Here is a 26,452-nt window from a genome sequence, read left to right on the forward strand (position 1 = left end):
TTTCATATTATTTTGAAACCTTGGCCAATAAAGATAAGAATACAATGCGGCATGCGGTTAAAACCTGTTCAAGAGACTGCTCAAACCCTCCCATGACCCATCGAATTGCAATTTGAGTGACATATCCATTTAAGCCAGTGGCGATTAAAGAGAGCTCATTTTCGTTGTGTTGGATTTGTGGCATGGTGAGCATAACAAAAGCCTGAATCATGCGATCAAACTGTGCAAGTGTTTCTTGAATGGTTGCCTGATTATGTAATTCTTGTACCAAAACTGCGTCAACATAGACAATGCGGGCTAACCGTGGGTCATTTTTTAATGTAGTCAGCAGTGCTCGTAAACCAGCATCTACCATTTTTTCTGGATCTGGTGTCGCTTTAATTACGGCTTGCATTAAGTTTTGCTGCAATTCTTCAATCATTTTTAAAAAAATCGTTTGGAATAAATCCTCACTTTTTTTAAATGATTCATAAAAATAACGTTCAGTCAGTTTTGCCTCTTGGCAGACATCTTTGACAGTAACTGAAAAAAAACCAAGTGTTCCATAGGTGGCAATACCGGCTTCAATCAATTTTTCTCGGCGTGCCTCTTTACGTTCTGAAAGAGATAACCCTTTGAACTGACGTTCTTTACTCACACTTTTGGTTTTCTTTTTACTGGTTGAGTCGTTTGTCGCCATAAATAAAACGTATCCTAAAGAAGGGTTTCCTAATTTATCAGTTTTTACCAAATATGCTCACTATGATAAAGCTCTCAGCAGAATTGTGCCATTCTATCTGAAATTACAGTGTACTATATTGACAATGGATATTGTCAAAATTATATTGAAGATGTCTGAATTGCACATGCAATGAACCGGTTGTGCAAATATCGAAAAACAAAGGATGGACAATGAAAAATTTTAAAAACAAAGTCGCTGCAATTACGGGCGCAGGTTCTGGCATTGGGCAACAACTCGCAATTCTTTTGGCACAACAGGGCTGCCATCTTTCGTTGAGTGATATTAATGAACAAGGGCTACAAAAAACTGTCGAGCTTTTAAAGCCGTACAACGATATTACCGTTAGCACAAAAAAGCTTGATGTTTCTGATCGTGAATCAGTAAAGCAGTGGGCTCAAGAAACTGTGCAAGATCATGGTTGTGTTAACCTGATTTTTAACAATGCTGGGGTGGCTTTAGGCTCAACTGTTGAAGGTGCAACTTACGAAGATTTAGAGTGGATCGTTGGAATTAACTTCTGGGGCGTGGTTTACGGAACTAAAGAATTCTTGCCGTTTATTAAGCAAACTCAAGATGGCCATATTATTAATATCTCAAGCTTGTTTGGTTTAACTGCTCAACCGACACAATCTGGCTATAACGCAACTAAATTTGCGGTGCGTGGTTTTACCGAATCACTCCGCCAAGAGTTAGATATTGAAAAAAGTGGTGTAAGTTCTTTGTGTGTGCACCCAGGGGGAATTCGGACCAACATTGCTAAGGCTGCAAAAATGAGTGATAGCCTGAGTACTTTAGGTATGGACCCTGCTAAATCGATTCAAAATTTTGACAAGTTACTGCGTACTCCACCCGAAGAGGCAGCACGTCAGATTTTAGAAGCGGTATTGAAAAATAAACGCCGCTTACTCATCGGTAGTGATGCAAAACTTCTTGATGTATTCCAGCGCTTATTCCCAACTGGATATCAACGTGCTTCTACCATTGTGACCAAATGGATGAAGTAATTTTAAATTCAAAAAAAGCCATCAATTGATGGCTTTTTTTATAAGAATTGATTGGTTCTAAATAAGAACTTTGATCTTCTTTTTCTTCCAGATAAATTGGTAGTACAGTCCTTGAATAATACACAAACTGACAAATGCCAAAGCGTAGGCAAACCAGATACCTTTAAGTCCCCACATTGAGCTAAACCAATAAGCACATGGAATTTCAATAAACAAAATAGCAGAAATATTAATGAGCATAGGGACAGTCACAGTGCCACTTGCACGCATGATTGATGCAAAAATGGCACCTGCACCAAAAAATAAAATTGCCCAAAGCACAATAAATAAAAGTTGTTGGCCTAATACCACAACAGTTGGGTCGGTAATGAACAGAGCCATGAGGTATTTTGAAAATAGATAGCCCAGTACAATTAAAGCACCCGTAAATAAAAAGTTCATGCCTAAGGCAGTACGAGTCACACGAGATAACAAATCAGGTTTACCCGCGCCAATTGCCTGTGCTGCAAAAATTGAAGCTGCAATTGAAATAGAGATAGCAGGGAACTGAATGTAATTGAGTACCTGATTTACTGCGCCATAGGCTGCTGTAGCATGCGATCCATAATGGTTGACCAATCCGACAATAACTAAGCCTGCCATTGAGGTGGTAATCATTTGAATGCCGGTTGGAACACCTAAGCGTAAAATGATTTTACTCAGTTCTGAATTATGACGGATATGTTGCAGAAGCTGACGATTCGGTCTAAGCGGATGCTTTTTCTTGTTTAGGTAAATTGCAAGAAAAATTAAAATAGCCACATACCCTGTTATGGTTGCAATAGCTGGTGCAATAATACCCAAAGCAGGAAAGCCGAAATAACCTTTAAGTAGAATTGGGGTAATCACCAAACCAATTACACTGGTTAAGGCAAGGGCAAGTAAGGGAGTCGTGCTGTCACCCACACCACGTAAAATTGATGTGTAAATAATATAAACAAACAGAAGCGGACTACCAGCCAGCATCCATTGCACATAAGGCAAAGAGAGGTGCATGACCTTTGGATCTGTGCCTAATAGCTCTAAAATATCATGTGCAAAAAACACCCCAATAATCGCGGTAATTACTCCACCAATCAGTGTCATAAATAGGGTGGAGCCGACCACACTTTGGACTTTCTCTATATTTTGCGCGCCCCATGCTTGCCCTACTAAAACTGTCGTACCAGTTGAAATACCAATAATAAAAGCGAGGAGCAAAAATAAAATAGGGAAAAAAACCGAGACGGCAGCAATCGCATCTACCCCCATCATTTGACCAACGAAGATGGTGTTAATGGTTCCCGACAAGTTCTGCAAAATATTGGTTGCGATCAGCGGTAACAAGAAAACAAAAAATGTTTTCCATAGATTTTGCTGATGAATTAAAGACTGTCTTGGTGGCATGTGTTCTCCATCGCCCATCTCTTTGATGAGCGGGGCAGATATCCAACTTAGCATAGTTGGAGCAAATGGCTTGTAGTGTTTTTACTATGCTAAGTGACTAAATTTATTAACATTGATTCAAAATTTCTCCAGCTTTTTGCAGAGTCTCATCATTTTTAGCAAAGCAGAAACGAATTAGGCGTAAGGACTCTGGCGCGTGCTGATAGAAAACTGAAACAGGAATAGCCACAATTTTGTGTTGTTCGGCAAGGAATTGACACATTTCAACATCGTTCAGGTCAGGTCTAATTTGGCTGTAATCGAGATTTTGAAAATAAGTGCCTTGAGAAGGCTTAAGCAAGAAACGACTATTATGGATCACCTGATTAAAACGATCTCGTTTAGTCTGGTAAAACTGCGAAAGCTCTTGAATATGTTCTGGATGTTGCTCCATATATTGCGCTAGGGCAATCTGACAAGGTGTAGTGCCACAGAAATTCGCATATTGGTAAATCTGGCGGAATAAACGCATTAACTCAGGTGAAGCGACGCAATAGCCTGTTTTCCAGCCTGTGACATGAAAGGTTTTTCCAAAAGAACCAATCACAAAGCTACGCTCTCTGAGTTCTGGAAAATGCAATGCGCTAAAGTGTTGTTGACCGTCAAAAACTAAATATTCATAGACTTCATCGGATAAAATCACAATGTTTTTATCTTGAATCAGTTCAATAAGTTCTAACCAGTCTTGTTTATCCCAGATTGTCCCTGTCGGATTATGGGGAGTATTCACCACAATCATACGAGTTTTGTCATTAATCAAATCTTTAACGTGTTGCCAGTTCACCTTAAAGTCTGGAGCTTCAAGCGCAATATGAATCGCTTTACCACCTGCTAACTGAACAGAAGGGCCATAGCTGTCATAACTTGGGTCAAAAATAATGACTTCATCGCCCGCATTGATGCAGGCCTGTATGGCACAAAAAATTGCAATGGTTGCGCCAGGAGTAATGGTAATTTGCGTTACAGGATCAAGTTGAAGTTGGTCGCGTTGCTGAAATTGTAAAGCAAGCTGTTCACGTAAAGCGAGAATACCATCACCAGATGGATATTGGTTATGTCCAGCCAAAGTTGCCTGAGCTAAAGCTTCCAGCAGGGCAGGCGGTGCTGGAAAATCTGGAAAGCCCTGCGACAGGTTGAGTGCACCTAGTCGCTGTGCCATTGCCGTCATGGTACTGAAAATAGTAACGCCTTGCGTGGCCAATTTTGACTGAAGCTGTAGCATATTGTTCTCTTATTAAAAATATTTAAAGTTATAAAATTGATTCGATAACCGCCCGTATTACGCCTAGTGTTAAGCCGATAAATGCCCCGACTACAACACCATTCACACGGATCATATGTAAGTCGCCACCGACTTCGTTTTCAATCTTCCCGATCATTTCACGTGAGTCCCATTCATGAATGCGTTCACTGACATAACGAATGATTTTATGGCTATATTGGTCCGTAAAATTCATCGCAAGACCTGTCATTTCATGATTTAAAACTTCGCGGACTTTTGCATTCTGAACGAGATTTTCACCCAACTGTTGAATAGCGGCCTGAAGGTTCATTGCGATACCAGAGTCTTTTTTCATTAAATCTTCTTTAATGGCATCACACAAAATGGTCACTGCACCACTAATAAAATTCAAGACTTGTGGACTATCTAAAAGGGCATCTTTCCCGCTGTTGAGGCGTTGACTGGCAGCACTGTCCGGTTTTGCCAGCTCAAGCATGAGAGCATGCGCTACCGTTTCAATTTCTTGGCGCCATGGGTGTTCATGGTCTGCCAGCATCGATTCTACTTTTTCAACCAGTGAATCGATCGTCCGTTGTTGAACATCAATACCAATCCAGCTTGCACCTTTTGCAAGTGACCAGACACCAAGTGCTTTAAACATTTTTCGGGTTAATTCACGGGTCTTATCTGGATTTTGTACCACCCACTCATGAGCGATATCGAGTCCGCGTTGTAAAACGTCTTGGTGAAAGTCATTTTCCAGCACGGCGCGTAACATTTCACTCGCAAGTTTGTTAACTTGTGTATTACGTACCCACTGCACACTATTGTTTTGCACAAAATTTGCAATTTGCTCTTGGCTGACAAACTCAAAAATTTTCGGCACAGTTTGCTGAATAAGCTGCACCACTTGTGTATTGTTTTGAGGACTTGCCAGCCATTGACCAATTGCGAGGCTTAAGTCAGTTTTTTCTAAGCTTCGTTCTACCACTTGAGGTGAAAGAAAATTTTCCTGTACAAAACGGCCCATTGACTCTGCAATACGCGCTTTATTACGTGGAATAATTTCGGTGTGATCGCGTAGAAATTTAGGAATGGGTAATTTACCAAAGGGGTTCCGAAACAGAACTGTAATGGCATACCAGTCAGCTAATCCACCAACTACACCAGCTTCTGCTCCTAGCATCAAAATATGAATAAATTCTGTGTATTCTGGCAGAAAGCGATCGGCCACCATCAGCGCAACCCACAGCACAATCACGATGATAAGCGCTAGAGTGGCAAAATATTTGCTACGTTTAAGACTGGGCACGTGGTGAACTTCTTCTGCCATGTTCATAAATTTATCCTGTTCATTTTTGTTTTACTGGCGGCTCAGGCGGGGGCAACAGCTCTCCTGTCGGACTCAATCCATATTTTTGTCCGATTGATTTCAAGATCAATGTCGCATCAAAAGCGTCCTGAGGAGCCTGCTTTTGATCCCGATAACATTCAATAGTATACGACACTTGAACAGGGTCGATATTGACCACTTGTGGGTAATCATAGAACGGATCATGCCAGAAACCTGGGTAGCGGCGACCGTAACCATATGGGTAAAAGCTTGGGGCAGATGGGTAAACCACAGCCTGACGTGGTGGTTTCTGACTTTGATTACTTGGGTCATTTTGCACTTTAAAAAAGCGGAAACCTTTTTGTACCGTCGTTTGTGCTGATTTTACCAAGGTAATTTCTTCGGCTGCGCCATAACTCATGTTTGGGTCGGCTTGAAAGCTGATCCGAAAAGTTTGTGCATTGAGAGGATAGGCCGAGAATTGTCCGAGTTGGTCAAAGGTTCTTGGTTTACTTGGCATTGTCGCACAGGCAGTTAAAGTTAAGGCAGTGCCTAAAGCTAAACAAAGAGAGAGATATTTCATGATGAACTCCCAGCTGAGCATTAAAGAATGGATGACTCAGCGTTAAAAATTAAGAAGTTTTAAAAACTACTGTTGGGTTCTAATAAAAATTCGGTTTCCTCTGGAGTGGAGACACGTCCAAGAATCGCATTGCGATGAGGATAACGTCCAAAGCGATCTATAATCACTTTATGCTTTTTCTCAAAGCTTAAGTTAATTTCATTGCCGAGGCGTTGAAATAGTTTGAAGGCAAACTCATGGATCAATTTTGATTCACTATGCATAAACGGCATATATAAAAAAGAGCGTTGCTCTGGATTAAGCTGTGCGTCCAATTGCAAACTAATAGCTTCTTGTGCCAAAGCTAAGGCTAAGCTGTCATAGGCAAAAGATTGGGGCTGATCACGATAAATGTTGCGAGAAAACTGGTCTAGTACAATAATCTCTGCCAGACGGCCTTCAGCCGTTTTTCGCCAAGACCAGAGTTCTGCTTGAGTTGCCTGTCGATGAACGTCAGAAAAATTTTCACGAATTTTTTTGTCAAAATCATCACTTTTTGCAAACCAAAGTGAACGGTGTTCAGGTGAAAACCAGAAGTTTAAAATGTCTTGATCGTTCATGATATTGACAACTCTTTAGCAATTATTCTTCAATAAAATCACAATTCTTTCGTGTCTTAAATAACAAGATTGTGATAAAAATTGCCAAACTGGAATGATGTGAGTATATAAATAGCCGTATCATCTCACGATTTTGTATATAGTGATCTTTAATAAGCGAGCAAATGCATGAGTCAACCCACTACACCATCTCAATCAGTTATTCCTGCTTGGGTGGATTCGTCGCTACTACAAGGCATGTTACGTGGAATAGAGCGTGAAAGCCTACGTATGCAAAGTAATGGGTTCTTATCGCAAGAGTTACATCCAAAAGCATTAGGTTCGGCTTTAACACATCCGCAAATTACGACTGATTATTCAGAAGCATTGATGGAGTTTATTACCTCACCAAAGCCAACGATTGGTGAGGCTTTGAATGAGCTCACCGATATTCATGCGGTTGTGCATCGTCATTTAGAAAATGGCGAAAAACTCTGGCCGCTGTCTATGCCATGTATGTTAGACGACAATGAAGAACGGATTCGTCTAGCGCAATACGGCACTTCTAATATTGGTCGCTTTAAAACACTATATCGCCGTGGTTTGGGAATTCGATATGGTCGTCGTATGCAGACGATTTCAGGTGTGCATTACAACTTATCTTTTCCTGATACGCTTTTTGCTGAATTGCAGGCACAAGAAACAGATGAACAATTAAAATCATTAAGTTTGCAGGATTATCGCAGCCATCGTTATTTTGGCCTCATTCGTAATTTTATCCGCTTAACACCACTGGTTATGTTTTTAGTGGGAGCGAGCCCAACAGTATGCCGCTGTTTTTTAACCGGACATAAACATCAGTTGTTGCCTTTAATCAAAGGTTCATACTATTTGCCGTATGCTACAGCTTTACGGATGGGACGCTTGGGCTATCAAAACTCTGCTCAAAAAAGCTTGGGTATTCATTACAACAATTTGGCTGGCTATCTGGATGGTTTACAAAAAGCCGTTCATTCTCCTTACCCACCATTTAGCCGTTTAGGGTTAAATGATGCCGCTGGTGAGCCGTTGCAAATTAATGACCATGTTTTGCAGATTGAGAATGAATATTACAGTCTGGTCCGTCCAAAACAGGTACCTCAAGCAGGTGAAACGCCGTCTCAAGCCTTAAAAAATCGAGGGGTGGGATATGTTGAGCTACGTGCTGTTGATGTAAACCCATACTCGGCAATTGGTGTTGATGAAACAACGGCAGGCTTCCTTGAAGTGTTAGCACTTTATTGTTTGCTAAGTGACAGCCCAGAGTTATTAGGCCCTGAGCAAGACTTGATTGAAAAGAACCAGACGGAAGTGGTAAACCGAGGTCGTGCACCGAACGCAACCATTACAGATTCAAATGGGTCTTATCACATCGAAGATTGGGCACGTTTGCATATTGCTCAAATGCAAGATTGTGCAGAATTACTCGATCAGACTTATGCAACAGACTTATACAGTTCAGCATTGGCAGTTATGCAAGCGCGAATTGATGAAGTTGATGAAACTTTATCTGCCCATGTCATCGACGATACGCTAAAGCATGGTGGAACTTGGAGTTTTGGTAGTCACATGGCGCAATTACATGCTGAAAGTTATGAACAGCATGAGCTTAGTGTGGGCACTTTGAAACATTTTGAACAGTTGGCTGCACAATCTTTACAGCAGCAAGAACAACTTGAGCACGATACTCAGATCAGTTTTGATCAATATCTTGAACAATATCGATAATAAAACGAGGTTTTACATGCGATTAAGTTACCGTTTGGTGAGTGGACTACTTGTTTTAGCAAGTATTGTCGGCATGTCTTTTGCGTTGTATCTGGAACATGTAAAAGGTTTAGAGCCATGTCCGCTCTGTATTTTTCAACGTGTTGGCTTAATGGCAATGGGCCTTATAGCACTGATTGCATTTTTGCATAACCCAGTTTCTAATGCGGTTAAACGCTTTTATGCATTTTTGGCTGGCATCGCGATTTTATGGTCAGTAAGTGTGGCAGGACGTCATGTCTGGCTACAACATTTACCCCCAGATCAAGTACCAAGCTGTGGTCCAGGCTTAAACTATTTAGTTGATGCCTTACCAATGAAAACAGTTTTACAAGAAGTCTTGTCGGGTTCAGGTGAGTGTGCAGCAATTGACTGGGCCTTCTTAGGCCAATCTTTACCAGTTTGGTCATTGGTCTATTTTATTTTGCTATTACTAGTCTGTTTATGGCAATTGTTCCGCTTCTATCCAGTGTTTAAGACCGCTAAAAAAAGAGTTTAAATAGAATAAAAAAAGCCCAACATTGTGTTGGGCTTTTTTTATTGTTTTAGAATTAATCAAAATATAAAAAAACGAATTGAAAAAAAGAATAATGTTGTAGACAGATAGGTCTGTTTTTTTATAAAGTGCAGCCGTTTTATATCCTTATGATTATAAAAAATGTTTTTTAATATCTTTAATGTTTTGGAAAAAATAGGATTAAGTGCACAGAAACGCGCGATCCACGTGCAATTTTCTAATGAATTGCTCAATCACCAAGTTTTTTTACAACGTATAGAAGGCCAACATCAGCTAAATGGGGGAATTGAAGCTGAGTTAATTTGCCTTTCGACGAATGCCCAAATTGCATTGAAGCAGTTTATAGGCGTTCAGGTTGCTGTTGATCAGGTTACAGATTCTGGCCAATTATTTCGAACCACAGGAATTGTGACTGAAGCCAGTTATGGCCAAAGTGATGGTGCTTTAACGCTTTATAAATTGACCTTAAAAGACGCGACAAATTTATGGCATAAACGCCGTAACAGTCGTGTTTTTATGAGTAAAAGTATCGTAGAAATTACCGAAGTTCTATTTAAAGAATGGCAAGAAAAAAGTCCACTTTTTGCGACAAGTTTAAGCCTAGACCTGAGTGGGTTAAGCCGGGGTTATGATACTCGTCCATTTATCATGCAGCATAATGAATCCGACTATGACTTTCTTACGCGTTTATGGCGAAGTGAAGGCGTGAGTTGGCTAATTGATGAATCAGAGCTTTTTGTTCCTCATTTTACTGCTCCAGTACAGGCCCAAAAGCTTAGATTAATTGATGATAATAACCAGTACCAAGCTTTAGCACGCCGTAGCATTCGCTATCACCGAAGTAGCGCGACAGAATATCAAGATAGTATTACGGGCTTTGTTGCGGTGCGGAGTCTGCAACCGACTGCGGTACATGTGCAACGCTGGCAGCCCGATGCCTTATCACAAGAAGAAGGCGCTGGTTCTGTCATCACGACCCATACACATTCAGATAACTTTGATTCGGCGAGTTTAAGCCTTGAGCAAGCATGGCACATGAGTCCTGCTTGGATGCAAGATTTAAAAGGTAAGGATCAGGCTACTGCTTCAACTAGTAATCAGCTAGAGAAACTGAATCAGCAGTTTAATGACATGTATGCCAGTCAGGCCAAATACTTCAAAGCTTATAGCAGTGTTCGAGATAGCCAAGTCGGCTATTGGTTTAATCTTCGAGAGCATCCTGAAGTTGATCAACATGAAGGGGTTGATCAAGAGTTCCTGATTATCGCTAAAAATTTCTTCAACCAAAACAATTTACCAAAAGATCTACATCAGCAAGTTAGTCAGTTACTAACCCAAAGTCGTTGGGATAAAGATGGTTATGACGATATTGAGCGTCAAGGTAATGAGCTGACTTTAATTCGCCGTCAAATTAAAACTGCACCTGAATATAATCCAGAACAGCATCGTCCGATTGCCTACCCACAAAGAGCGAAAGTCGTGGGGCCAGAGGGAGAGACTATTTATGTCGATGAATGGGGACGTATCAAAGTACGTTTTCTATTTACCCGTAGTGATGATCATGGGCATGATGGTGGAGCAGGTAGCAATGACAATGATACAGATTCAGCTTGGGTTGATGTCCTGACTCCTTGGGCAGGAGAAGGTTATGGCGCACGCTTCTTACCGCGTATTGGTGAAGTGGTGGTCATTGACTTCTTTGATGGCAATATCGATCGTCCATTTGTGACGGGACGAATCCATGAAGCGCAGCGTTCACCGACCAAGTTTGATATAAAAGGACAGCTTCCAGATACTAAAAAACTCAGCGGTATTCGCAGTCAGGAAATCAGTGGTAGTGGTTTTAACCAATTACGATTTGACGATACGACAGGGCAAATCAGCACTCAACTACAAAGTAGCCATGCCGCAACACAGCTGAATTTAGGTAATTTAAGCCATCCTAAAGAACAAGCGACGAGCCAAGGTCGTGGTGAAGGATTTGAGCTTAGAACAGATGCATGGGGGGCGGTGCGTGCAGGTAAAGGGATGCTCATTAGTACCTATGCACAAGAGCAGGCAATTGCAGATCACTTAGAGGCTGCTCAAGCACAATCCTTACTCTCACAAGGCTATGAAAGCATGAAAATGCTCAGTGATGTTGCAGCAAAGCAGCAAACTGATGCCTTGAACGTGATTAACCGGTTGCCTAAATTCATCCAGTCACTTGAGCTAAAAACCACAGGGCAGGCATTAAATAGCACGGTAAATCTATTTAAAGAAGGGATTAATAACGATCCTATTCATGCGTTAAAAGACTGCGGTGGCTTTATTGAAGATATTGGTGCACTAGGTGGCGATGCAAAAGGAGTTGTAGATGAATTTAATATTTTCTTTAGCGATGCTAAAGATTCGGTAGAGAATTTAAAAGCCTTTATTGAAAATGTTGAAGAACATGGTGCGGACATTGTTAAAGGCAAACTCGCAAGCATTAAAGATCGAATTCATCAAAATCCATTTGAAAGTCTTAAAGAGGTCAGCAAAGTCTTAGCCAATGTCGAGACTAAAGACTTTGATTTGATGAGTGTATGCGGAACTTTTAGTAAAGGTAGCAAATTGGAAGTGACACCTTCTAAAGCATTGGGTTCTTTACAAGGCTTTATGGAGGGTTATACCCAAGGTTTAGAAAGTAGCTCGGATGCGGAACAGCAAGAACAAGGCAAAATCTTTAGACAAGCCCTTATGTTATTAGCATCGCCAAATGGCATTGCCCTAACCACACCTGAAAATATTATTCTGCAAGCTTCGCAAGATATTGCCGAAAGTGCTAGTGGTTCAATTAATTTAAGCGCACAGAAAAATATTATTGGGCATGCACAAGACAAAATTAGTCTGTTTGCTGCACAAAAGGGTTTTCGCGCTTATGCAGCAAAAGGAAAGCTCGAATTACAAGCGCAAGACGATGCCATTGAAGCGATTGCCAAGAAGGTCATCAAGCTTATTTCTACTGAAGAAAAAATTGAGCTTACAAGTCCAAAAGAAATTGTATTAACAGCGGGTGGATCTCAGCTCAAAATTAATGCGGATGGCGTATTTTCAACAACAGGCGGTAAGTTTGAAAGTAAAGCTGGACAGCATTTGTTTACGAGTGGGGCAACAGTAAATGCTGAGTTGCCGAAAATGCCTGAGAGTGGAATTTTTAGTCGAAGATTTGATTTTAGTGATATTTTCAATTTAGAAAATTTGAAAGAGGAAATTAGATTTAAAGTTATCAATAAAACAAAGAATACAGAATATGTTGGAATGTTAGATGAAATGGGTCGAACACCAAGAATATTTAGTGATTCATCAGATACTATTGAAATTCAATTTATTAGTAATAATGACAATAAAAGTATTATACCTACGAAGGAATTAAATGAAGATATTTATGATCATGATACTGGGGATTTTGTAGATGATGGAATTCAGAGCCAGCTTGCAGAAGCGCTAGATGATGAATATAAAGATGATCTAGAAGATGATTTTAATAAATTTGGAGTTTAAGAGATGAAACGCAGTCTAATATTGCTACTGAGCACATTTATCTCAATACAAGCTTTTGCTGAAGAAAATACTTGTGAAAAAATTTGGGATAGCTTCAAAAATAAGAATGAAAGTATCAAAACTGATAAGGTTAATATCCCATGTAAACAAATTTGGGAAGATAACAATAAAGCAAAGCTTGTAAAGACTATTGGCTTAAACCCAAAAGATCCTCAATGGATGTCAACAGGGGAATGTCAAGTTATTGAAGTGAATAAAAATAAATATCAAGTTTATTATGCTTATCTAAAAAATGATCATAGTGATATAAATATCATTAGTGATACTAATGGTAATTATTTTTCATATTTTAGAAATTTAGGTCGCTATGATATGTTTGAAGATAAGTTTTTTCCAACAAAAAAAGCGAATAAAAATGGTGTTGAGTTAAGTTGCCCTGGATTGGGGGATTTTGAGAAAATGAAACCTATTTTAAGTTCATATATCAATAATAAAAAAATTGATATTAAACGATTTAGTTTTGGGGACTTAAATAAATGAAAAATGGTAAATCTATAAATCAAAAGTCATATCCATTAACGCGATATGGATTTATTTGTGCCGTTTCAAGAATGGAATCTTCATCAGATTTAAGTTTACCCTTAACGGCACCAGTAAACATTAGAGCAAGCCAAAATAAAAATTCTCGGGGTTATATTGGTTTTTTCCAGTTTGGGGAAGCTGCACTTATCGATCTTGGTTATTATAAGCATTGGAAAGATAATTTTGATAAAACTGAAGGAAACGATTGGACTGGGAGTTGGATTGGACACAATGGTGTTAATTCTTTATCAGATTTTTTGAAATCTCCTGCTAAGCAGGTTCAAATTATTGGAGAATGGATAGATCTTCTTTGCAAACGATTAAGAAATAGAAGTTTTAATGAATACTATGGGAAAATAATAAATGGAATTGAAATTACTGAATCGGGTGCTATTGCAGGGGCTCATTTAGTTGGTGACGGAGGCTTAGGTTCTTTTTTAGGTATATCAGGGTTTAAAGGAAATTATAAAGAAGTAGATGGAAATAATGTTCATATTAGTAGATATATTGATATGTTTAACCATTATGACTTAGAAAGCTGTTGTAGTAGAAAAATATATATAATATTAAAAAATCAAATAGGACAAATAGCAAAAAATAAAAAAGTAACTATTGAATCTGAATATAGTGGTAAGTTTAAACAATCAAAGTTTATTGTAAATGCAGAGTCAGATGAGCAAGGACTATTACCTGTTATTATTAGACATCCGGGCAGTAACATTATAATTAAAGCAGATGATAAACAATCAGCTGTTATCACACAAGCCTCTGATAAAAAACAATCTATTGAATTAAGTGTAAGTGAAGATATTAAAATTCAATCTGTCTTACAAAAACCTGCTGAACCAGAGCCAAAACAAGAAAAAGTTGTCGTTGTTGAACAGAAAACTGGTGATTCAAAGAAAGAGGAGGTGAAAACAAATACTTCTAAAGATATAAAATTTGATATAGCCATAATAGAAAGTGATACAAATAGAAAAATAACAAGTATGAGGTTTTTCGTAAGATATAAAGGTAAGGTCAAAGAGCATACTTCTGATAGTTCAGGAGTAAAAACTGGTTTAATTGCAGAAGAGGGTGAAAATTTAGATATATTGGTAAATGGAAGTAAAGGTTATCAAAAACTAAAAACAATATCTGTAACTAAAGGAGTGGAAAATAGCTGTATATCAGTCCCATTAGGGCTAGTCAGCGTAAAATTGAAGATACATGATAGTAAAGGTAAAATTTTAAAAAATAATAAATTTTTTGTTTCATATAGAGGTAGAGAAATAGAGAAAACAACGGATAGTAATGGCTTTATTCAATTAAAAATGTTGAATGCATTTGTTTATAAATTGCTACTTTCAAATAAGGAACCTGTTTTGACATTAAGAAATGATCCAAGTATTTCCGTAATTAATGTCAATTTAAATCCTGCGGCTACAACAATTCAGATACCTCGAGTAGCTCCAAACACTCCAAGTAAGACAGTACCAGCAAAAACAGCACCAGCGAAAGAAACACCACCTAAGAATGAAGAGAGCTTTGTTGATTACTTGATTGATTTTATCCCTTCACTGGGAAAAACAGCGAATGTTCATACAGAGAAAAATGGTAATCCTTTAACCAAACAGTATGGTAGTGATGTTGCTTTTACTATTAAAACAATCAATAAAGAGACAGGTAAGGATGAAAATCTAGCTTATTCAATTAAGTATAATGGTGCAAAAAGAACACATTATACTGGACAAGATGGTATTGGTTTAAAAAAACATCGGGGCGAAGAAGGGAAGAAAATTGAAATTGTTGTAGATATTGATAGTAAAGAACAAGTACTTTATACCGCTATTTTGAAGAATCCTATGCCAGTTATTGAGTTAAGAATAGATAAACTGAAAGAGGATGAATCTTATTTGTTTCCATTAAAAACTCGGACAAGTTCTTATAAAAATGGTAGCGGTAGATTTGGTTCAAATCGTAGTGGTGGAAAACGTAAACATGCTGGATGTGATTTATATGCTAAAGCTGGTACTGAAGTAAGAGCTATGGCGGATGGAAAAGTACGTGTGGTAAAAGGTTTTTATTCTGGTACTGATGTAATTGAAATTATACATAAAAAACATATTATACGTTATGGTGAGGTTCTGTCAGGAAAGTCCTTAGTAAAAGTTGGAGATGATGTAAAACGCGGGCAAACTATTGGCTATGTAGGTAAACTCACAATACAAGTTCCAAGTATGATGTTACATTTGGAGATGTATTCTAATCCTAAAGATACTGGTCCATTAACAGTTCGTGGCAACAATGCCTATCAACGGCGGTCTGATCTAATAGATCCTACTACCTTCTTAGATAATTCAACATTATGAGATTGGTAATGAATAAAATTTTAATAATCCTAAGTATTTTACTTTTGACGGCTTGCAATGATGTTAACAAAGTGGAAAAAGAATCTAATGCATCTATTGAACAGCAAAACGAATCAAATTCAGTTATAAAATCACAGTCAAATAATACTAATGACTCACTAATAAAGGAGACTTCTGTTTCTCAACTGAGAGATAAAAAAATAGAGAATTCAAAACCACAAATGGATGCTCAGGATAAAATTACTTGTATGGGTAAAACCTTAAATGATTGGTATACTTTTGATGAAAAGTTAGAACAACCAAAATGTAAGAAATTAAACGGTTATAAACTAAAGAATTATCAATGTTCTGTTGAGAAAAATGTATTCGATTTAAATTCTGATGCTATTAAAATTACTATGAAAGATACTAGAGTATTTGCATTCCATTCTCTTGAGCAATGTCAAGAAGCTGTTGAAATGTGGGAAGCAAATGGTATTTAGAATTTGAAAAAATTGATTATAGTTATGAATCATTATATTTATTTAGAAAATATAAAATTATTTCATTAAAAGTAGTTTTAATGAATATCTAATATATTTCTGTAATTCTAGATTTTGATATGATTTTTATCTAACTTGTTGTAAAGATACGTTAAAAGTTAAATTATCCGATAAATAGCTTATAATTTTATAGGCACTTTTATTACTGAAAGTGCCTATATAGGTTAATTTAATTGATTCTATAGCGTCTTTGGTTAATTAGTTGTTAGATAGCTTCTATAAAAAATATTAATATTAAAACTTTTAAAACCAGTTTAATAGTTTTAAATTTTTGATTTTTATATGTTTAATCTTATTATTATCCCCATTAATTAAATAGGGGAGTTTGGCGCCCATCAAAATAGGCAAGTCATCTTCAATATCATCACTGTATGTCGCGAACCAAGGTTGATTGACATTAAATTTATTCAATCTTCTTACTTTTTCTTCAGACCTACAATGTATCCCACTTGTCCATCCTCCTAGTTTCTTTTGCAAAGGAGTGCCAATAATTTGCGCATCTAGATTGATAGACTCCAGTAAAACATTCGCTAACTTTTCTGGTGCAGCCGTGGCAATAAACACAATTCTTCCACTGGCTAAATGATCTTTAACTTCGGTTATACCTTGCTCAAACCAATATAATGAATCAGAAGTGGTATCTTTTATATTATTGGAAAAAACTTTAAAACTGTATTCTAATGCTTCTTCATTCACACCATATGTTGCAATCCACAAATATAATGAAGCACCTCTAGATTTATATTTCTTGAATTTCATAAGAGGCAAAGCAATCGGACTAACAATAATTGCAGCGATAAATCTGAGAAGATTAGATTTCAATTTATCTGTTAACCATGCCTTTGTAGAATCACCCGAAATTAATGTCCCATCCAAGTCAAAAACAACGATTTCCTTCATATATTTCTCTAAATTTAGTAATAGTGATAAGAATTAGTTTTTAAAAGGAACATTTTAATATTTACTTTATAAATTTATAAAATATTTTATTGTAATTTTGTTATAGTGGTTTGATCTTATTATTTATAAGCTAATCTAATGAAAAAATATTTTACTATTATGTTTGTCATATCATCTCTAATATATTCTCAGAATTTATTTGCAAAGGATCAATGTAATATTGAGCAGCAAGTAAACTTAAATGTTTTTAAGAAAAATGATTATAAATTTTATAATTATATATGTGAGTCTTCAGAAGGTTCATATCTTAAAAGTTATTTTGGGGATCAAGAGAAGAAAATATTCGTTGGTGATTACTCTGATTTTGCAGCTAAAGAAAGTCCTAAGCTTTTAGCTGTTAGTATCTATAAATCAAACAAAAGAAAACCTCCTATATTAATTGTCCTCAATTCATCATATTACTGTTGTACCCCACAAATAGAAGGTGAAATGTATAAAATTAATTTATATCAAATTATTGGAAATAATAGTTTAAGCTTGAAAAATATAACAAATATATTAGGTAATAATTCAGAAGGTTTTGAAGGGATGGCAGAAGGGGAAGTTTACTATAAATACAAAACTATTTCTGAAGTTAAAAAATGGTTAAATAAAAACTATTAATTTATAATTTTTATATTTGAGGTGTTTGTGAAAGTTTTAAACTCTTTTGTAATGACGATAGTTTGTTGTGTTTCTTTTAATATTTGTTATGCAAAAGAAAAGAGTGAATGGAATGATTATTTACAAGATTCCACTCAAATAAATTCACCTATAGAATATATAGATTCTTATAATAAATATACAGTTATAAATCCTAATTTAAAAATTAAATTAGTGGATTTTAGCAACATTAATAAAACTAAAAAAGAGATTAAATATTCTTTAAAAAAATATGGAGTTCAAATTTTAAACAAAAAGGAAATATATAATATTTTTGAAAGTAAAGTTCCTCTAAAATCAAATGTTGATTTTACTTTATTGTATAATGATAAAAGTATTGTGGCTTTTAGAGTTCGGGAAAATAGTAATATAGATTATGTAAAAGAGCCATATAAAAATTTTACTGCAAATGCATATTTTTATAGTTTGATAAATAATAAGTTTCTTGAGGTTCCAGTTTTAAATTCAGATAGTGAGGATAAAAATAAGTCGACAGATTTCTTACAGGGAGATCAATTAACATATGATTCAAAAAAAGGACAATATATTTATTTAGCAAATATAAAATCTTATAAAACAGGAAAAATACAGTCTATCAAAACTATTTTTAACAGTAACTTAAAATGTATTTCCTCTACTTTGGGTTGTGAGACAACAGGCATTCTTTCTGCTACAAAAGCTAATTAATTAAAAAAGCCCAACATAAGTTGGGCTTTTTTTTACGTCTCTACAATCCCTTCTAAATCTTCGAGCGTATAGTTCGGCATATCAATAATATGGGTTTGGATACCTTCTTGCACGTAATCATTAACATGAGGATATAACCAGCGAGTGATCTGCTCGGCAACACTCGAATGATATTGAATTTCAAAGTGGTTTAAGCCATAAAATACGGCTTTATGTGAATCTGGCACTTTAAGCTGAAAACGTGGATTTGGATGTTCACCCAACGCACTTTTAATACTTACCAAGTAGTCACCAATCACAGTAAGTGCTTTATTACGCACTTTTTCAAACTCGAGGGTGCCTGCCACTAAAAAGGTATTGATATGGGAAGGCAAAGGAGCAGGGGCGCGGTTATCATCCATCATGCCAATACGGGCATCCATATATTCCCAGTCGTCATCACGAACACTGCCATGTCGTAAATCTAAAATACCGTCACTGCGAATATTGACCAGTTGACCCAGTAAACCTACAAAAGGGAAAGCCCCTAGTTTATCTTGTATGGTAAAACCAAAACGCTCTAAGACTGCACCATGATGTGGAGAGCCAATACAAACCAGATTCTCAACCATATGAATCCATTGGTACATATTTTGTTTGCCGTAAAACAGCGCACTGCGGGAAACGAGTCCGCCCATACTATGGCCAATCACATCAATGCTGGTAATTCTTGGATTACGCTGTACTAGATCTTCTAATAAATTTGAGAAACTGCGTCCATTGGCTGAAATGCGACGGCCTGTATTGTAATTTAAATATAACATCGTGTTATGGTCACGCTGGGCTAATAAGCGTTCCCCAATGCCGCCATAATGTGCATTTGACCAAGTCAGATGGTTCATACACAAACCATGAACTAAAATCACAATACGACCCGCAAGCTCACCTTGTTGTATAGCTCCGTAGTGATCGTATAGGACCATTGGCAAGGCGAGAGGACTGTGCTGTTTGAGTAAATAATCCCCAAAAATACCATTCAAAATTCCCACCAAAAAATGAAGACTTGGTGTCAGAGGCTTTTCATGGAGCGTTGGGAACTTTTCAATAATACGGCGTAAGCTGGGTGCTAAAAAGCAACTCCCATATTTTTGTAAGGCCCCATAAGAAAACTGATATGCCTTTTGAACTAAAGGTCGTTTTTGAAAGTTTTTAGCATTTTGAGTACTAATACCAAAAGCATTTTTTAATACTTCAATATTAATGACTTGTATTAATTCATGTACACCATTTAAGCTGGTACTGAACAGTTGAGCTAAACCCTCTAATACATCTGCCTGACTAGGTGGCGTACTATCCCATTTACAATAAGTCTCATGTAGTGGTGTTAAGCTCGGCATATCTTTTCCCCATATACGTTATAACCGACGTTTTAAGCTGTACTTTTTATAAACGGCAGTAAACGTTTCCATCTTAGTAGTTTAAATAACACATTTTTTTAAAATACTGATGAATGGTTAGTTGAGTGGTTTTTCTTGTCTGACAATTGTGCTTTTCTATACAAACTGAGAACAAAATTGTGAAATTTGTCTCAATTTAGAGGGAAATATATGAATATTATCTACCTCCATGGTTTTAATAGTAGCTCTCTTTCGATTAAAGGATTGAGCTTACGGCAGTATTGTAGCGAATTAGGAATTAAAGTGCATTTGCCAAACCTAAATAGATCTCCAGATCAGGTGGTTGAGCAAGTTTCAGAGCTTATTGAAACTCTGGATGATGTTGCATTGGTCGGAAGTAGTTTGGGTGGTTTTTTTGCGACATATTTTGTCGCGAAATATAACATTCCGGCTGTACTGATTAACCCTGCTATGCAACCATGGAAGTTGTTTGATGAGTTATTTCAAGTTGAAAGCATGCCCTATGTGGTCAACGATCAGTGGTCAATTGATCATGTTCAGTTACGACAGTTACAACAACTTGAACTGAAACAGCCTAAAAATGCCGACAAAATACTCGTCTTGTTGCAACAAGGCGACGAAATTTTGGATTATCGTCAAGCACAACGCTATTATAGTGCTGCAACCCCATCCTCATTGATTTTGACGGATGCTCATGGCAATCATGCTATGGAAGATTTTGAAGAAAAATTACCGTTAGTGATCGAATTCTTTGCGCACACCATCAAATAAGGAAAACGTACAACGTGACACAATATACGGCTCAATCGCTTGAAGTCCTTTCCGGTTTAGACCCTGTTCGTCGTCGTCCAGGTATGTATACCGATACGACTCGACCTAACCATTTAGCCCAAGAAGTTATTGATAATGCTGTTGATGAAGCATTAGCGGGTCATGCCGACAAAATATGTGTCACAGTTTATAAAGATGGATCGTTATCTGTTGAAGATAATGGACGCGGTATGCCAGTTGATATTCACCCTGAGTATGGCCAGAGCGGTATCGAAATTATTCTGACTAAACTCCATGCTGGCGGTAAATTTAGTACTGATAATTACCAGTTTTCTGGTGGTTTACACGGTGTTGGTATTTCTGTTGTTAATGCTTTATCAACACGTGTTGAGGTAGAAGTACAACGTCAGGGCAATCTTTATCAGATGGCTTTTGAGCAAGGTGAACCCGTTGCTCCTTTAACTGTGTTAGAAGGCAAAGTCCCAAAACGTGCGACAGGTACGACCGTACATTTTTGGCCCGAAACTAAATATTTCGACAGTCCGAAGTTTGCTTTAAAAGCACTCAAACATAACTTAAAAGCCAAAGCTGTTTTAGCAGCAGGCTTAAAAGTTATTTATATAGATCAAATCAATGATGAAAAAATCGAATGGCAATTTGAAAATGGGCTAGTCGACTATTTGATGGATGAATTGCAAGATCGTGAAATCTTGCCAAATCCGGCTTTTGTAAGTTATGGACAGGCAGATCGTGCGGCATGTGAATTTGCAATTTGCTGGAATGTAGAAGGCGGCGAGCAGGTTCAAGAAAGTTATGTGAACCTGATTCCTACTGCTCAAGGCGGTACTCATGTGAACGGGTTACGTTCAGGGGTGACCGAAGCATTACGTGAGTTCTGTGAGTTACGTAACTTGTTACCGCGTAATCTGAAGCTTTCAGCAGAAGATGTCTGGGATGGCGTGAACTATATTTTGTCACTCAAGTTTCAAGAACCACAGTTTTCAGGTCAAACCAAAGAGCGTCTTTCTAGTCGAGAGGCATCTAATATTGTTTTAAATATTGCCAAAGATGCTTTTTCACTTTGGCTGAACCAACATGCTGAAATTGCCATGCAATTGGCAGAAATGGCGATTTCGAAAGCGGGTCGTCGTTTAAAAGCAGCTAAAAAAGTTGAGCGTAAAAAGATTGTTTCTGGTCCTGCTTTACCAGGTAAATTGGCTGACTGTGTAGGGCAAACGCGAGAAGACAGTGAATTATTTATTGTTGAGGGCGACTCAGCAGGTGGCAGTGCTAAGCAAGCACGCAATAAAAACTTTCAGGCGATCATGCCAATTCGTGGAAAAATCTTAAATACTTGGGAAGTTTCTTCAGATGAAGTTTTGGCTTCTCAAGAAGTTCACGATATTGCGATCGCAATTGGGGTAGATCCAGGTAGTGATGATTTGTCCGAGCTACGTTATGGCAAAGTTTGTATTTTGGCCGATGCGGACTCAGATGGTTTACATATTGCGACTTTGTTATGTGCGCTGTTCGTTAAACACTTTCCTGCATTGGTTGAAGAAGGTCACCTGTTTGTAGCAATGCCACCATTATTCCGTATTGATATTGGTAAAGATGTACATTATGCCCTTGATGACGACGAGCTTGAAGTCATCTTGAAAAATGTTAAAGGAAATAGAAATCCGCAAATTACCCGGTTCAAAGGACTGGGTGAGATGAACGCGATTCAGCTACGTGAAACGACCATGGACCCAAATACACGTCGTTTGGTGCAGCTTGATTTGGACGATACACATTTAACAGCAGGATTGCTTGATAAATTACTTGCTAAAAAACGTTCCGCGGACCGCAAGCAATGGCTTGAGCAAAAAGGCAATTTAGCAGATATTTCTGTCTAAAAAATCTATTAAAAAAGTCCCCGCCAGTTGAACGGGGATTTTTTATGTAAACTTAAATTGTTGGAAATCACCACAACGGTTTCTACTATTGGTTTTTAGACATCAAACTTAAATAGACAGATCTTATATATTTAAGTTTAGACAGTAATTTTTATAGCGTGTGGAAATTGAAAAACATCACAATTTGCTCCGCCTCCAATTCGGTCTACTACTGCAAAATCACTCGGTGCTTCAAAGGTAAGTAGCGGATGATGCCATGTACCTACGCGGTAATTAATGCTTTGCTTTCCATCCGAAATAAATGCACATAGCTTTGAAATATCGGGAATATTTTCGTCCAAAGCGGGTGCTACAATAATTAAAAACTTTTGTTGTTGTAAGGGGATAAATGCCTGAGAACCTTTTGGATGACGCTCAAGCATCGAAATTTCCAGAGGTAACACGCTGGCCTTAATATTCCGAAAAATACTGATCCCCGTTTTTGCTTCACCTTCAATTTCGGTTTGGACAAGTGCGTGGTAGCGCTCGGTGTGGGCATCATTAATATGAAAAAAGTCATGCCCGTCACAACAAATGACTTCTCCGAAGGGCTGAAAGCTCTCAATTGTTAAGGGTTGAATTTGGACATTATTCATGATCATGACTTGGCAATTTTCCCCCATAAACGGACACGGCTAATGCCGCCATCTGGAATCATGTTAATACGAATATGAGAGATTTTTTCATGCTGCAAAATTTCATTCACATATTCATGAATATGGTCCATTTGCATAGGTTGAGCTTCAAGTAAATAAGACCAGAACATACTCTGTGGAATTAATTGTGCATCTGTTGCATTTTCAAGATAAACCGCCTGAATAGAGACTTGGGCAGGAAAGTTTCCTTTAAAGTGAGCCGTATCAATTTCAAGCTTCTCAATTTTCCCGCTTTTACCCAATGCAAGAATACACCAGTCATAACCCGGTGCTCGGCGGCGTTTGGTTTCCCATCCATCACCCATATTGACTCCACGGCCTGGGTTAATCAAATTACGTGGATGTCCAAAATGGGCATCGCTATACGCTACTACGCGACCGCCATTTTCTAGGGCCAATAAATCGAGTGTTTGCTCGCTGTCAGTCACCTGAATATGAACTTCCCCATAGACACGTAAACGGGCGATTCCACCATCTGGGAAAATATTGAGGCGTATGTGAGTGAAAAGTGCATCATTATTGACCATAAAAATATGATGTTGGCTTGGGCCTAGCTCAGTATTTCCTAAAATACTTTCCCATTTTGCTCCTGTAAGGTCATCATTTGGTGCATAACAAGCTTCTAATGATGCAGATGCAGGATAATTTCCTGTAAAAAAGCTGGTATCAATATCAAGTGCACTGATTTTCCCACTCACACCAAGCTTTACAATACACCAGTCATAGCCTGCATGACGCTTACGGCGCGTTTCCCAACCGTCCATCCATTTGCCGTTGTCATCAAATTTATCTTCAACAAAAACAGGTGCTTCAAATTGCAGCATACGCTTTGCTTCGGCAAAAAAATCATCTGAACACTCAATGATTTGTGCACCAATTCGGGCATCTGCCAAATTAGTTTTTGTATTCAAAATTTCAGGAAGTTCAAAAGCTGGAGCGTGCAGTGTTGCCATAATGGAGTATCCGTATTTCTTATTAAAAACATGATTTTTCATTTAAAACAGCCCTAACACTGAGCGTGCTAAGACGAGTTTTATCCTTAAATATATAAGCATGGTGCATGCCAGTTTTGTGGAAAAGCTAAATAAATTTTGAACGATGGCATGTTTTTAGCATAAGCACCCTATAGGTGAATATCTATAGGAGAGTGTTATGAATGTGGTGATTATTGGTGCGGGAATGGGAGGTCTAACCACAGGCATTGCATTAAAGAAATTTGGTCATCAAGTTCGTATTTATGAGCAAACTGAAAAAATTCTTCCTGTCGGCGCGGCAATTTCGCTGTGGTCGAATGGTGTGAAATGTCTAAACTATCTGGGATTAACCGAGAAAATCGCTCAACTTGGTGGACAAATGGATGACTTGGCCTATGTCGATGGTTTAACTGGAGATGTGATGACACAATTCAGTTTACTGCCATTAATTGAAGAAGTAGGGCAAAGACCTTATCCAGTTGCACGCGCCGATTTACAAAACATGCTGATGGATGAATTTGGCCGAGATCAGATTTATTTAGGCAAAAAAATGGTCAATCTTGATGACAACGCTGATTTTGTTGAGGTGCATTTTGCTGATGGTAGCTCTACACAAGCCGATTTAGTAATTGGGGCAGATGGCACTCACTCTCTTACACGGGCCTATGTGTTGGGCCAGCAAGTACAGCGCCGTTACGCGGGTTATGTAAACTGGAATGGTCTGGTTGAAATATCTGAAGATTTAGCACCGGCCGAGCAATGGACAACTTATGTGGGGGAAGGCAAGCGTGCCTCTCTGATGCCAGTTGCGGATGGGAAATTCTATTTCTTTTTAGATGTGCCTTTACCAGCAGGTTTAGAAAATAATCGAGATGAATATAAAAAACTTTTAAAACAATATTTTGCTGATTGGTGCTTGCCAGTACAGCAGCTCATTGAACGTTTAGATCCGCAAAAGACCAATCGCGTAGAAATACATGATATTGAGCCGTTCACCCAGTTTTATAAAGGTCGCGTGGTGATTTTAGGTGATGCTGCACACAGCACCACACCTGATATTGGACAAGGTGGTTGCCAAGCAATGGAAGATGCTATTTATTTAGCCCGATCCCTACAAATTAATACTTTAGGTGTCGAAGACGCTTTACGTCGCTATCAAAACAAACGCAATGAACGTGCAAATGAATTGGTACTTCGTGCGAGAAAACGCTGCGATGTGACGCATATGAAAGATGAAAGCGTTACACAAGCGTGGTATGCAGAATTACGCCGTGAGCAAGGCGGACATATTATGCAGGGAATTATTAGTAATATTGTGGGTAATCCACTCGATTAAAATAAAAACAGCAAGGAATTTTCCTTGCTGTTTAATCTTCTAAATTAAAATTTTAGAAGTGGTATTTAACCAATGCGCTTACGTTATTTTCGTCAGCACCTTTAATACCGAATTTGTTATTCCACACAGAGTGTTCAATACCTAGGTATAAACGTGTGTCAGGAGAAATGTGTTTACCTACATTCCATTTCCATTGGGTGGTCCAGTTTAACTCGCTGGCATGGTCATCTTCTGCAGTTGACCAGTCAAGGAAACCATCTACCAAGAAATCTTCAGATGCGAGTTTAAATGGAATGCCATAAACAAACGTCATTTGGTAATCGTCGTCAGTGTTCTCATTATTTGCACGGTAGAAGTTTAAATTTGCATATTGGAAATATGGAATATCTAAATCAACTGCAAAGCCATAAAGAAAGTTGTCGAAGTTGTTGCCATTTTGGGAGTTGCTTTCCCACGTGGTACTTACTAGCACATCTTTTACTGGACCATACGCCAGTTTTTTGCCAGACACTTCGCCTAAGCTTAAACGCGGTGATAACTCAAAGTAAGTACTTTTGTAGTCATCTTCGCCACGCATGCGGTCTAAGAAGAAGAATACATCAGCGTATTTAACTTTCGCTGCATATTCCAAAGTAATCGTGGTTTCTTTGTCATCTACAACTTCATAGTTTTCACCATAAAGTCCAGTCACGCTAAAATCTTGCCAGATTGGTTTTGCCTGAACCATGGCAGTTGCAGATAACAAGGCACAAGTTGCCGCAAGTTGCTTTAATTGCATTTAAATGATCTCCCCCCAAATAAAGCACGCTAAGGATACATTGTCTTAAGCAAAAATGAAGCCAAATTTGATCAACGGTTAAAAAA

The 26,452-nt window shown here is 37.9% G+C and carries 23 protein-coding genes; 12 read left to right on the forward strand and 11 right to left on the reverse strand.

Going from position 1 to position 26,452, the window contains the following annotated elements; genetic code table 11:
- Window positions 1–7: 7 nt before the first annotated feature.
- Window positions 8–679 (reverse strand): TetR/AcrR family transcriptional regulator, encoded by a 672-nt coding sequence (locus MSG66_RS09070; protein ID WP_042895847.1) that lies wholly within the window; start codon window positions 677–679, stop codon window positions 8–10.
- A gap of 212 nt (window positions 680–891) precedes the next feature.
- On the opposite strand from MSG66_RS09070, the gene MSG66_RS09075 reads away from it, so the two are divergent.
- Window positions 892–1,725 (forward strand): SDR family NAD(P)-dependent oxidoreductase, encoded by an 834-nt coding sequence (locus tag MSG66_RS09075; protein ID WP_324653751.1) that lies wholly within the window; start codon window positions 892–894, stop codon window positions 1,723–1,725.
- Window positions 1,726–1,782: 57 nt separating this feature from the next.
- Here the strand turns inward: MSG66_RS09075 and MSG66_RS09080 are convergent, their stop codons facing one another.
- From MSG66_RS09080 to MSG66_RS09100, 5 genes are all read right to left on the reverse strand, one after another.
- A complete protein-coding gene (locus MSG66_RS09080) occupies window positions 1,783–3,150 on the reverse strand; it encodes an MATE family efflux transporter (RefSeq protein ID WP_324653753.1) in 1,368 nt (455 codons plus the stop codon).
- A 106-nt stretch (window positions 3,151–3,256) separates the two neighbouring features.
- Window positions 3,257–4,411, reverse strand: coding sequence for a pyridoxal phosphate-dependent aminotransferase (locus MSG66_RS09085; RefSeq protein WP_324653755.1), 1,155 nt, complete (start codon window positions 4,409–4,411; stop codon window positions 3,257–3,259).
- Between the two features lie 28 nt (window positions 4,412–4,439).
- Entirely contained in the window at window positions 4,440–5,750 is a 1,311-nt protein-coding gene (locus tag MSG66_RS09090) for a DUF445 domain-containing protein (protein WP_042895839.1), read from the reverse strand.
- Window positions 5,751–5,763: 13 nt separating this feature from the next.
- Window positions 5,764–6,327 carry a CC0125/CC1285 family lipoprotein gene (locus MSG66_RS09095; RefSeq protein ID WP_324653757.1) on the reverse strand — a complete coding sequence of 188 codons (564 nt, stop codon included), beginning with the start codon at window positions 6,325–6,327 and terminating at the stop codon, window positions 5,764–5,766.
- A 59-nt stretch (window positions 6,328–6,386) separates the two neighbouring features.
- A complete protein-coding gene (locus tag MSG66_RS09100; protein ID WP_262473078.1) occupies window positions 6,387–6,926 on the reverse strand; it encodes a DUF924 family protein in 540 nt (179 codons plus the stop codon).
- Between the two features lie 168 nt (window positions 6,927–7,094).
- On the opposite strand from MSG66_RS09100, the gene gshA reads away from it, so the two are divergent.
- From gshA to MSG66_RS09130, 6 genes are all read left to right on the forward strand, one after another.
- On the forward strand, window positions 7,095–8,672 hold the full coding sequence (gene gshA / locus MSG66_RS09105; protein WP_324653760.1) for a glutamate--cysteine ligase: 1,578 nt from the start codon (window positions 7,095–7,097) through the stop codon (window positions 8,670–8,672).
- A 16-nt stretch (window positions 8,673–8,688) separates the two neighbouring features.
- Window positions 8,689–9,210: a disulfide bond formation protein B gene (locus MSG66_RS09110; protein ID WP_133971179.1), complete on the forward strand. Its 522-nt coding sequence runs from the start codon at window positions 8,689–8,691 to the stop codon at window positions 9,208–9,210.
- Between the two features lie 159 nt (window positions 9,211–9,369).
- Window positions 9,370–12,753, forward strand: a complete 3,384-nt coding sequence (locus MSG66_RS09115) for a type VI secretion system Vgr family protein (protein WP_324653762.1) — start codon at window positions 9,370–9,372, stop codon at window positions 12,751–12,753.
- 3 nt (window positions 12,754–12,756) lie between these two features.
- Window positions 12,757–13,293, forward strand: a complete 537-nt coding sequence (locus MSG66_RS09120) for a hypothetical protein (RefSeq protein WP_324653764.1) — start codon at window positions 12,757–12,759, stop codon at window positions 13,291–13,293.
- Window positions 13,290–15,686 (forward strand): M23 family metallopeptidase, encoded by a 2,397-nt coding sequence (locus tag MSG66_RS09125; protein ID WP_324653766.1) that lies wholly within the window; start codon window positions 13,290–13,292, stop codon window positions 15,684–15,686. Before MSG66_RS09120 ends, MSG66_RS09125 begins: the two co-directional genes overlap by 4 nt.
- A gap of 8 nt (window positions 15,687–15,694) precedes the next feature.
- The gene (locus MSG66_RS09130; RefSeq protein WP_324653768.1) at window positions 15,695–16,168 is read left to right on the forward strand and encodes a hypothetical protein; all 474 of its coding nucleotides are present in this window, start codon (window positions 15,695–15,697) and stop codon (window positions 16,166–16,168) included.
- A 303-nt stretch (window positions 16,169–16,471) separates the two neighbouring features.
- On the opposite strand, the gene MSG66_RS09135 is transcribed toward MSG66_RS09130, so the two are convergent.
- Window positions 16,472–17,128, reverse strand: a complete 657-nt coding sequence (locus MSG66_RS09135) for a haloacid dehalogenase-like hydrolase (RefSeq protein ID WP_324653769.1) — start codon at window positions 17,126–17,128, stop codon at window positions 16,472–16,474.
- Between the two features lie 138 nt (window positions 17,129–17,266).
- Here MSG66_RS09135 and MSG66_RS09140 point away from each other — a divergent pair, with 138 nt between their 5' ends.
- Complete coding sequence (locus MSG66_RS09140) at window positions 17,267–17,791, forward strand: hypothetical protein (RefSeq protein ID WP_324653771.1); 525 nt, start codon at window positions 17,267–17,269, stop codon at window positions 17,789–17,791.
- Window positions 17,792–17,818: 27 nt separating this feature from the next.
- Window positions 17,819–18,517 (forward strand): hypothetical protein, encoded by a 699-nt coding sequence (locus MSG66_RS09145; protein ID WP_420714256.1) that lies wholly within the window; start codon window positions 17,819–17,821, stop codon window positions 18,515–18,517.
- Window positions 18,518–18,549: 32 nt separating this feature from the next.
- On the opposite strand, the gene MSG66_RS09150 is transcribed toward MSG66_RS09145, so the two are convergent.
- A complete protein-coding gene (locus MSG66_RS09150) occupies window positions 18,550–19,893 on the reverse strand; it encodes an alpha/beta fold hydrolase (RefSeq protein ID WP_042895828.1) in 1,344 nt (447 codons plus the stop codon).
- A gap of 210 nt (window positions 19,894–20,103) precedes the next feature.
- Between MSG66_RS09150 and MSG66_RS09155 the strand changes: the two genes are divergently transcribed.
- Window positions 20,104–20,685 (forward strand): YqiA/YcfP family alpha/beta fold hydrolase, encoded by a 582-nt coding sequence (locus MSG66_RS09155; RefSeq protein ID WP_202743188.1) that lies wholly within the window; start codon window positions 20,104–20,106, stop codon window positions 20,683–20,685.
- Window positions 20,686–20,699: 14 nt separating this feature from the next.
- On the forward strand, window positions 20,700–22,583 hold the full coding sequence (gene parE, locus MSG66_RS09160) for a DNA topoisomerase IV subunit B (protein WP_324653774.1): 1,884 nt from the start codon (window positions 20,700–20,702) through the stop codon (window positions 22,581–22,583).
- Between the two features lie 137 nt (window positions 22,584–22,720).
- Here parE and MSG66_RS09165 read toward each other — a convergent pair whose 3' ends face one another.
- Both MSG66_RS09165 and alc read right to left on the reverse strand, forming a co-directional pair.
- Window positions 22,721–23,224: an ureidoglycolate lyase gene (locus MSG66_RS09165; RefSeq protein ID WP_324654136.1), complete on the reverse strand. Its 504-nt coding sequence runs from the start codon at window positions 23,222–23,224 to the stop codon at window positions 22,721–22,723.
- On the reverse strand, window positions 23,221–24,231 hold the full coding sequence (alc, locus tag MSG66_RS09170; protein ID WP_262473087.1) for an allantoicase: 1,011 nt from the start codon (window positions 24,229–24,231) through the stop codon (window positions 23,221–23,223). The genes MSG66_RS09165 and alc overlap by 4 nt, the downstream gene beginning before the upstream one ends.
- A gap of 199 nt (window positions 24,232–24,430) precedes the next feature.
- Between alc and hpxO the strand changes: the two genes are divergently transcribed.
- A complete protein-coding gene (hpxO, locus tag MSG66_RS09175; protein WP_324653777.1) occupies window positions 24,431–25,588 on the forward strand; it encodes an FAD-dependent urate hydroxylase HpxO in 1,158 nt (385 codons plus the stop codon).
- Window positions 25,589–25,640: 52 nt separating this feature from the next.
- Here the strand turns inward: hpxO and MSG66_RS09180 are convergent, their stop codons facing one another.
- Entirely contained in the window at window positions 25,641–26,366 is a 726-nt protein-coding gene (locus tag MSG66_RS09180) for an outer membrane protein OmpK (protein WP_324653779.1), read from the reverse strand.
- Between the last annotated feature and the right edge of the window lie 86 nt (window positions 26,367–26,452).

Source organism: Acinetobacter sp. IK31 (assembly GCF_035615195.1).
GTDB classification, from domain to species: domain Bacteria; phylum Pseudomonadota; class Gammaproteobacteria; order Pseudomonadales; family Moraxellaceae; genus Acinetobacter; species Acinetobacter calcoaceticus_C.

Coding starts and splice junctions, on each gene's coding strand:
- MSG66_RS09070 (WP_042895847.1), bottom strand. CDS start 679: ATGGCGACAAACGACTCAACCAGTAAAAAGAAAACCAAAAGTGTGAGT.
- MSG66_RS09075 (WP_324653751.1), top strand. CDS start 892: ATGAAAAATTTTAAAAACAAAGTCGCTGCAATTACGGGCGCAGGTTCT.
- MSG66_RS09080 (WP_324653753.1), bottom strand. CDS start 3,150: ATGCCACCAAGACAGTCTTTAATTCATCAGCAAAATCTATGGAAAACA.
- MSG66_RS09085 (WP_324653755.1), bottom strand. CDS start 4,411: ATGCTACAGCTTCAGTCAAAATTGGCCACGCAAGGCGTTACTATTTTC.
- MSG66_RS09090 (WP_042895839.1), bottom strand. CDS start 5,750: ATGAACATGGCAGAAGAAGTTCACCACGTGCCCAGTCTTAAACGTAGC.
- MSG66_RS09095 (WP_324653757.1), bottom strand. CDS start 6,327: ATGAAATATCTCTCTCTTTGTTTAGCTTTAGGCACTGCCTTAACTTTA.
- MSG66_RS09100 (WP_262473078.1), bottom strand. CDS start 6,926: ATGAACGATCAAGACATTTTAAACTTCTGGTTTTCACCTGAACACCGT.
- gshA (WP_324653760.1), top strand. CDS start 7,095: ATGAGTCAACCCACTACACCATCTCAATCAGTTATTCCTGCTTGGGTG.
- MSG66_RS09110 (WP_133971179.1), top strand. CDS start 8,689: ATGCGATTAAGTTACCGTTTGGTGAGTGGACTACTTGTTTTAGCAAGT.
- MSG66_RS09115 (WP_324653762.1), top strand. CDS start 9,370: ATGTTTTTTAATATCTTTAATGTTTTGGAAAAAATAGGATTAAGTGCA.
- MSG66_RS09120 (WP_324653764.1), top strand. CDS start 12,757: ATGAAACGCAGTCTAATATTGCTACTGAGCACATTTATCTCAATACAA.
- MSG66_RS09125 (WP_324653766.1), top strand. CDS start 13,290: ATGAAAAATGGTAAATCTATAAATCAAAAGTCATATCCATTAACGCGA.
- MSG66_RS09130 (WP_324653768.1), top strand. CDS start 15,695: ATGAATAAAATTTTAATAATCCTAAGTATTTTACTTTTGACGGCTTGC.
- MSG66_RS09135 (WP_324653769.1), bottom strand. CDS start 17,128: ATGAAGGAAATCGTTGTTTTTGACTTGGATGGGACATTAATTTCGGGT.
- MSG66_RS09140 (WP_324653771.1), top strand. CDS start 17,267: ATGAAAAAATATTTTACTATTATGTTTGTCATATCATCTCTAATATAT.
- MSG66_RS09150 (WP_042895828.1), bottom strand. CDS start 19,893: ATGCCGAGCTTAACACCACTACATGAGACTTATTGTAAATGGGATAGT.
- MSG66_RS09155 (WP_202743188.1), top strand. CDS start 20,104: ATGAATATTATCTACCTCCATGGTTTTAATAGTAGCTCTCTTTCGATT.
- MSG66_RS09165 (WP_324654136.1), bottom strand. CDS start 23,224: ATGATCATGAATAATGTCCAAATTCAACCCTTAACAATTGAGAGCTTT.
- alc (WP_262473087.1), bottom strand. CDS start 24,231: ATGGCAACACTGCACGCTCCAGCTTTTGAACTTCCTGAAATTTTGAAT.
- hpxO (WP_324653777.1), top strand. CDS start 24,431: ATGAATGTGGTGATTATTGGTGCGGGAATGGGAGGTCTAACCACAGGC.
- MSG66_RS09180 (WP_324653779.1), bottom strand. CDS start 26,366: ATGCAATTAAAGCAACTTGCGGCAACTTGTGCCTTGTTATCTGCAACT.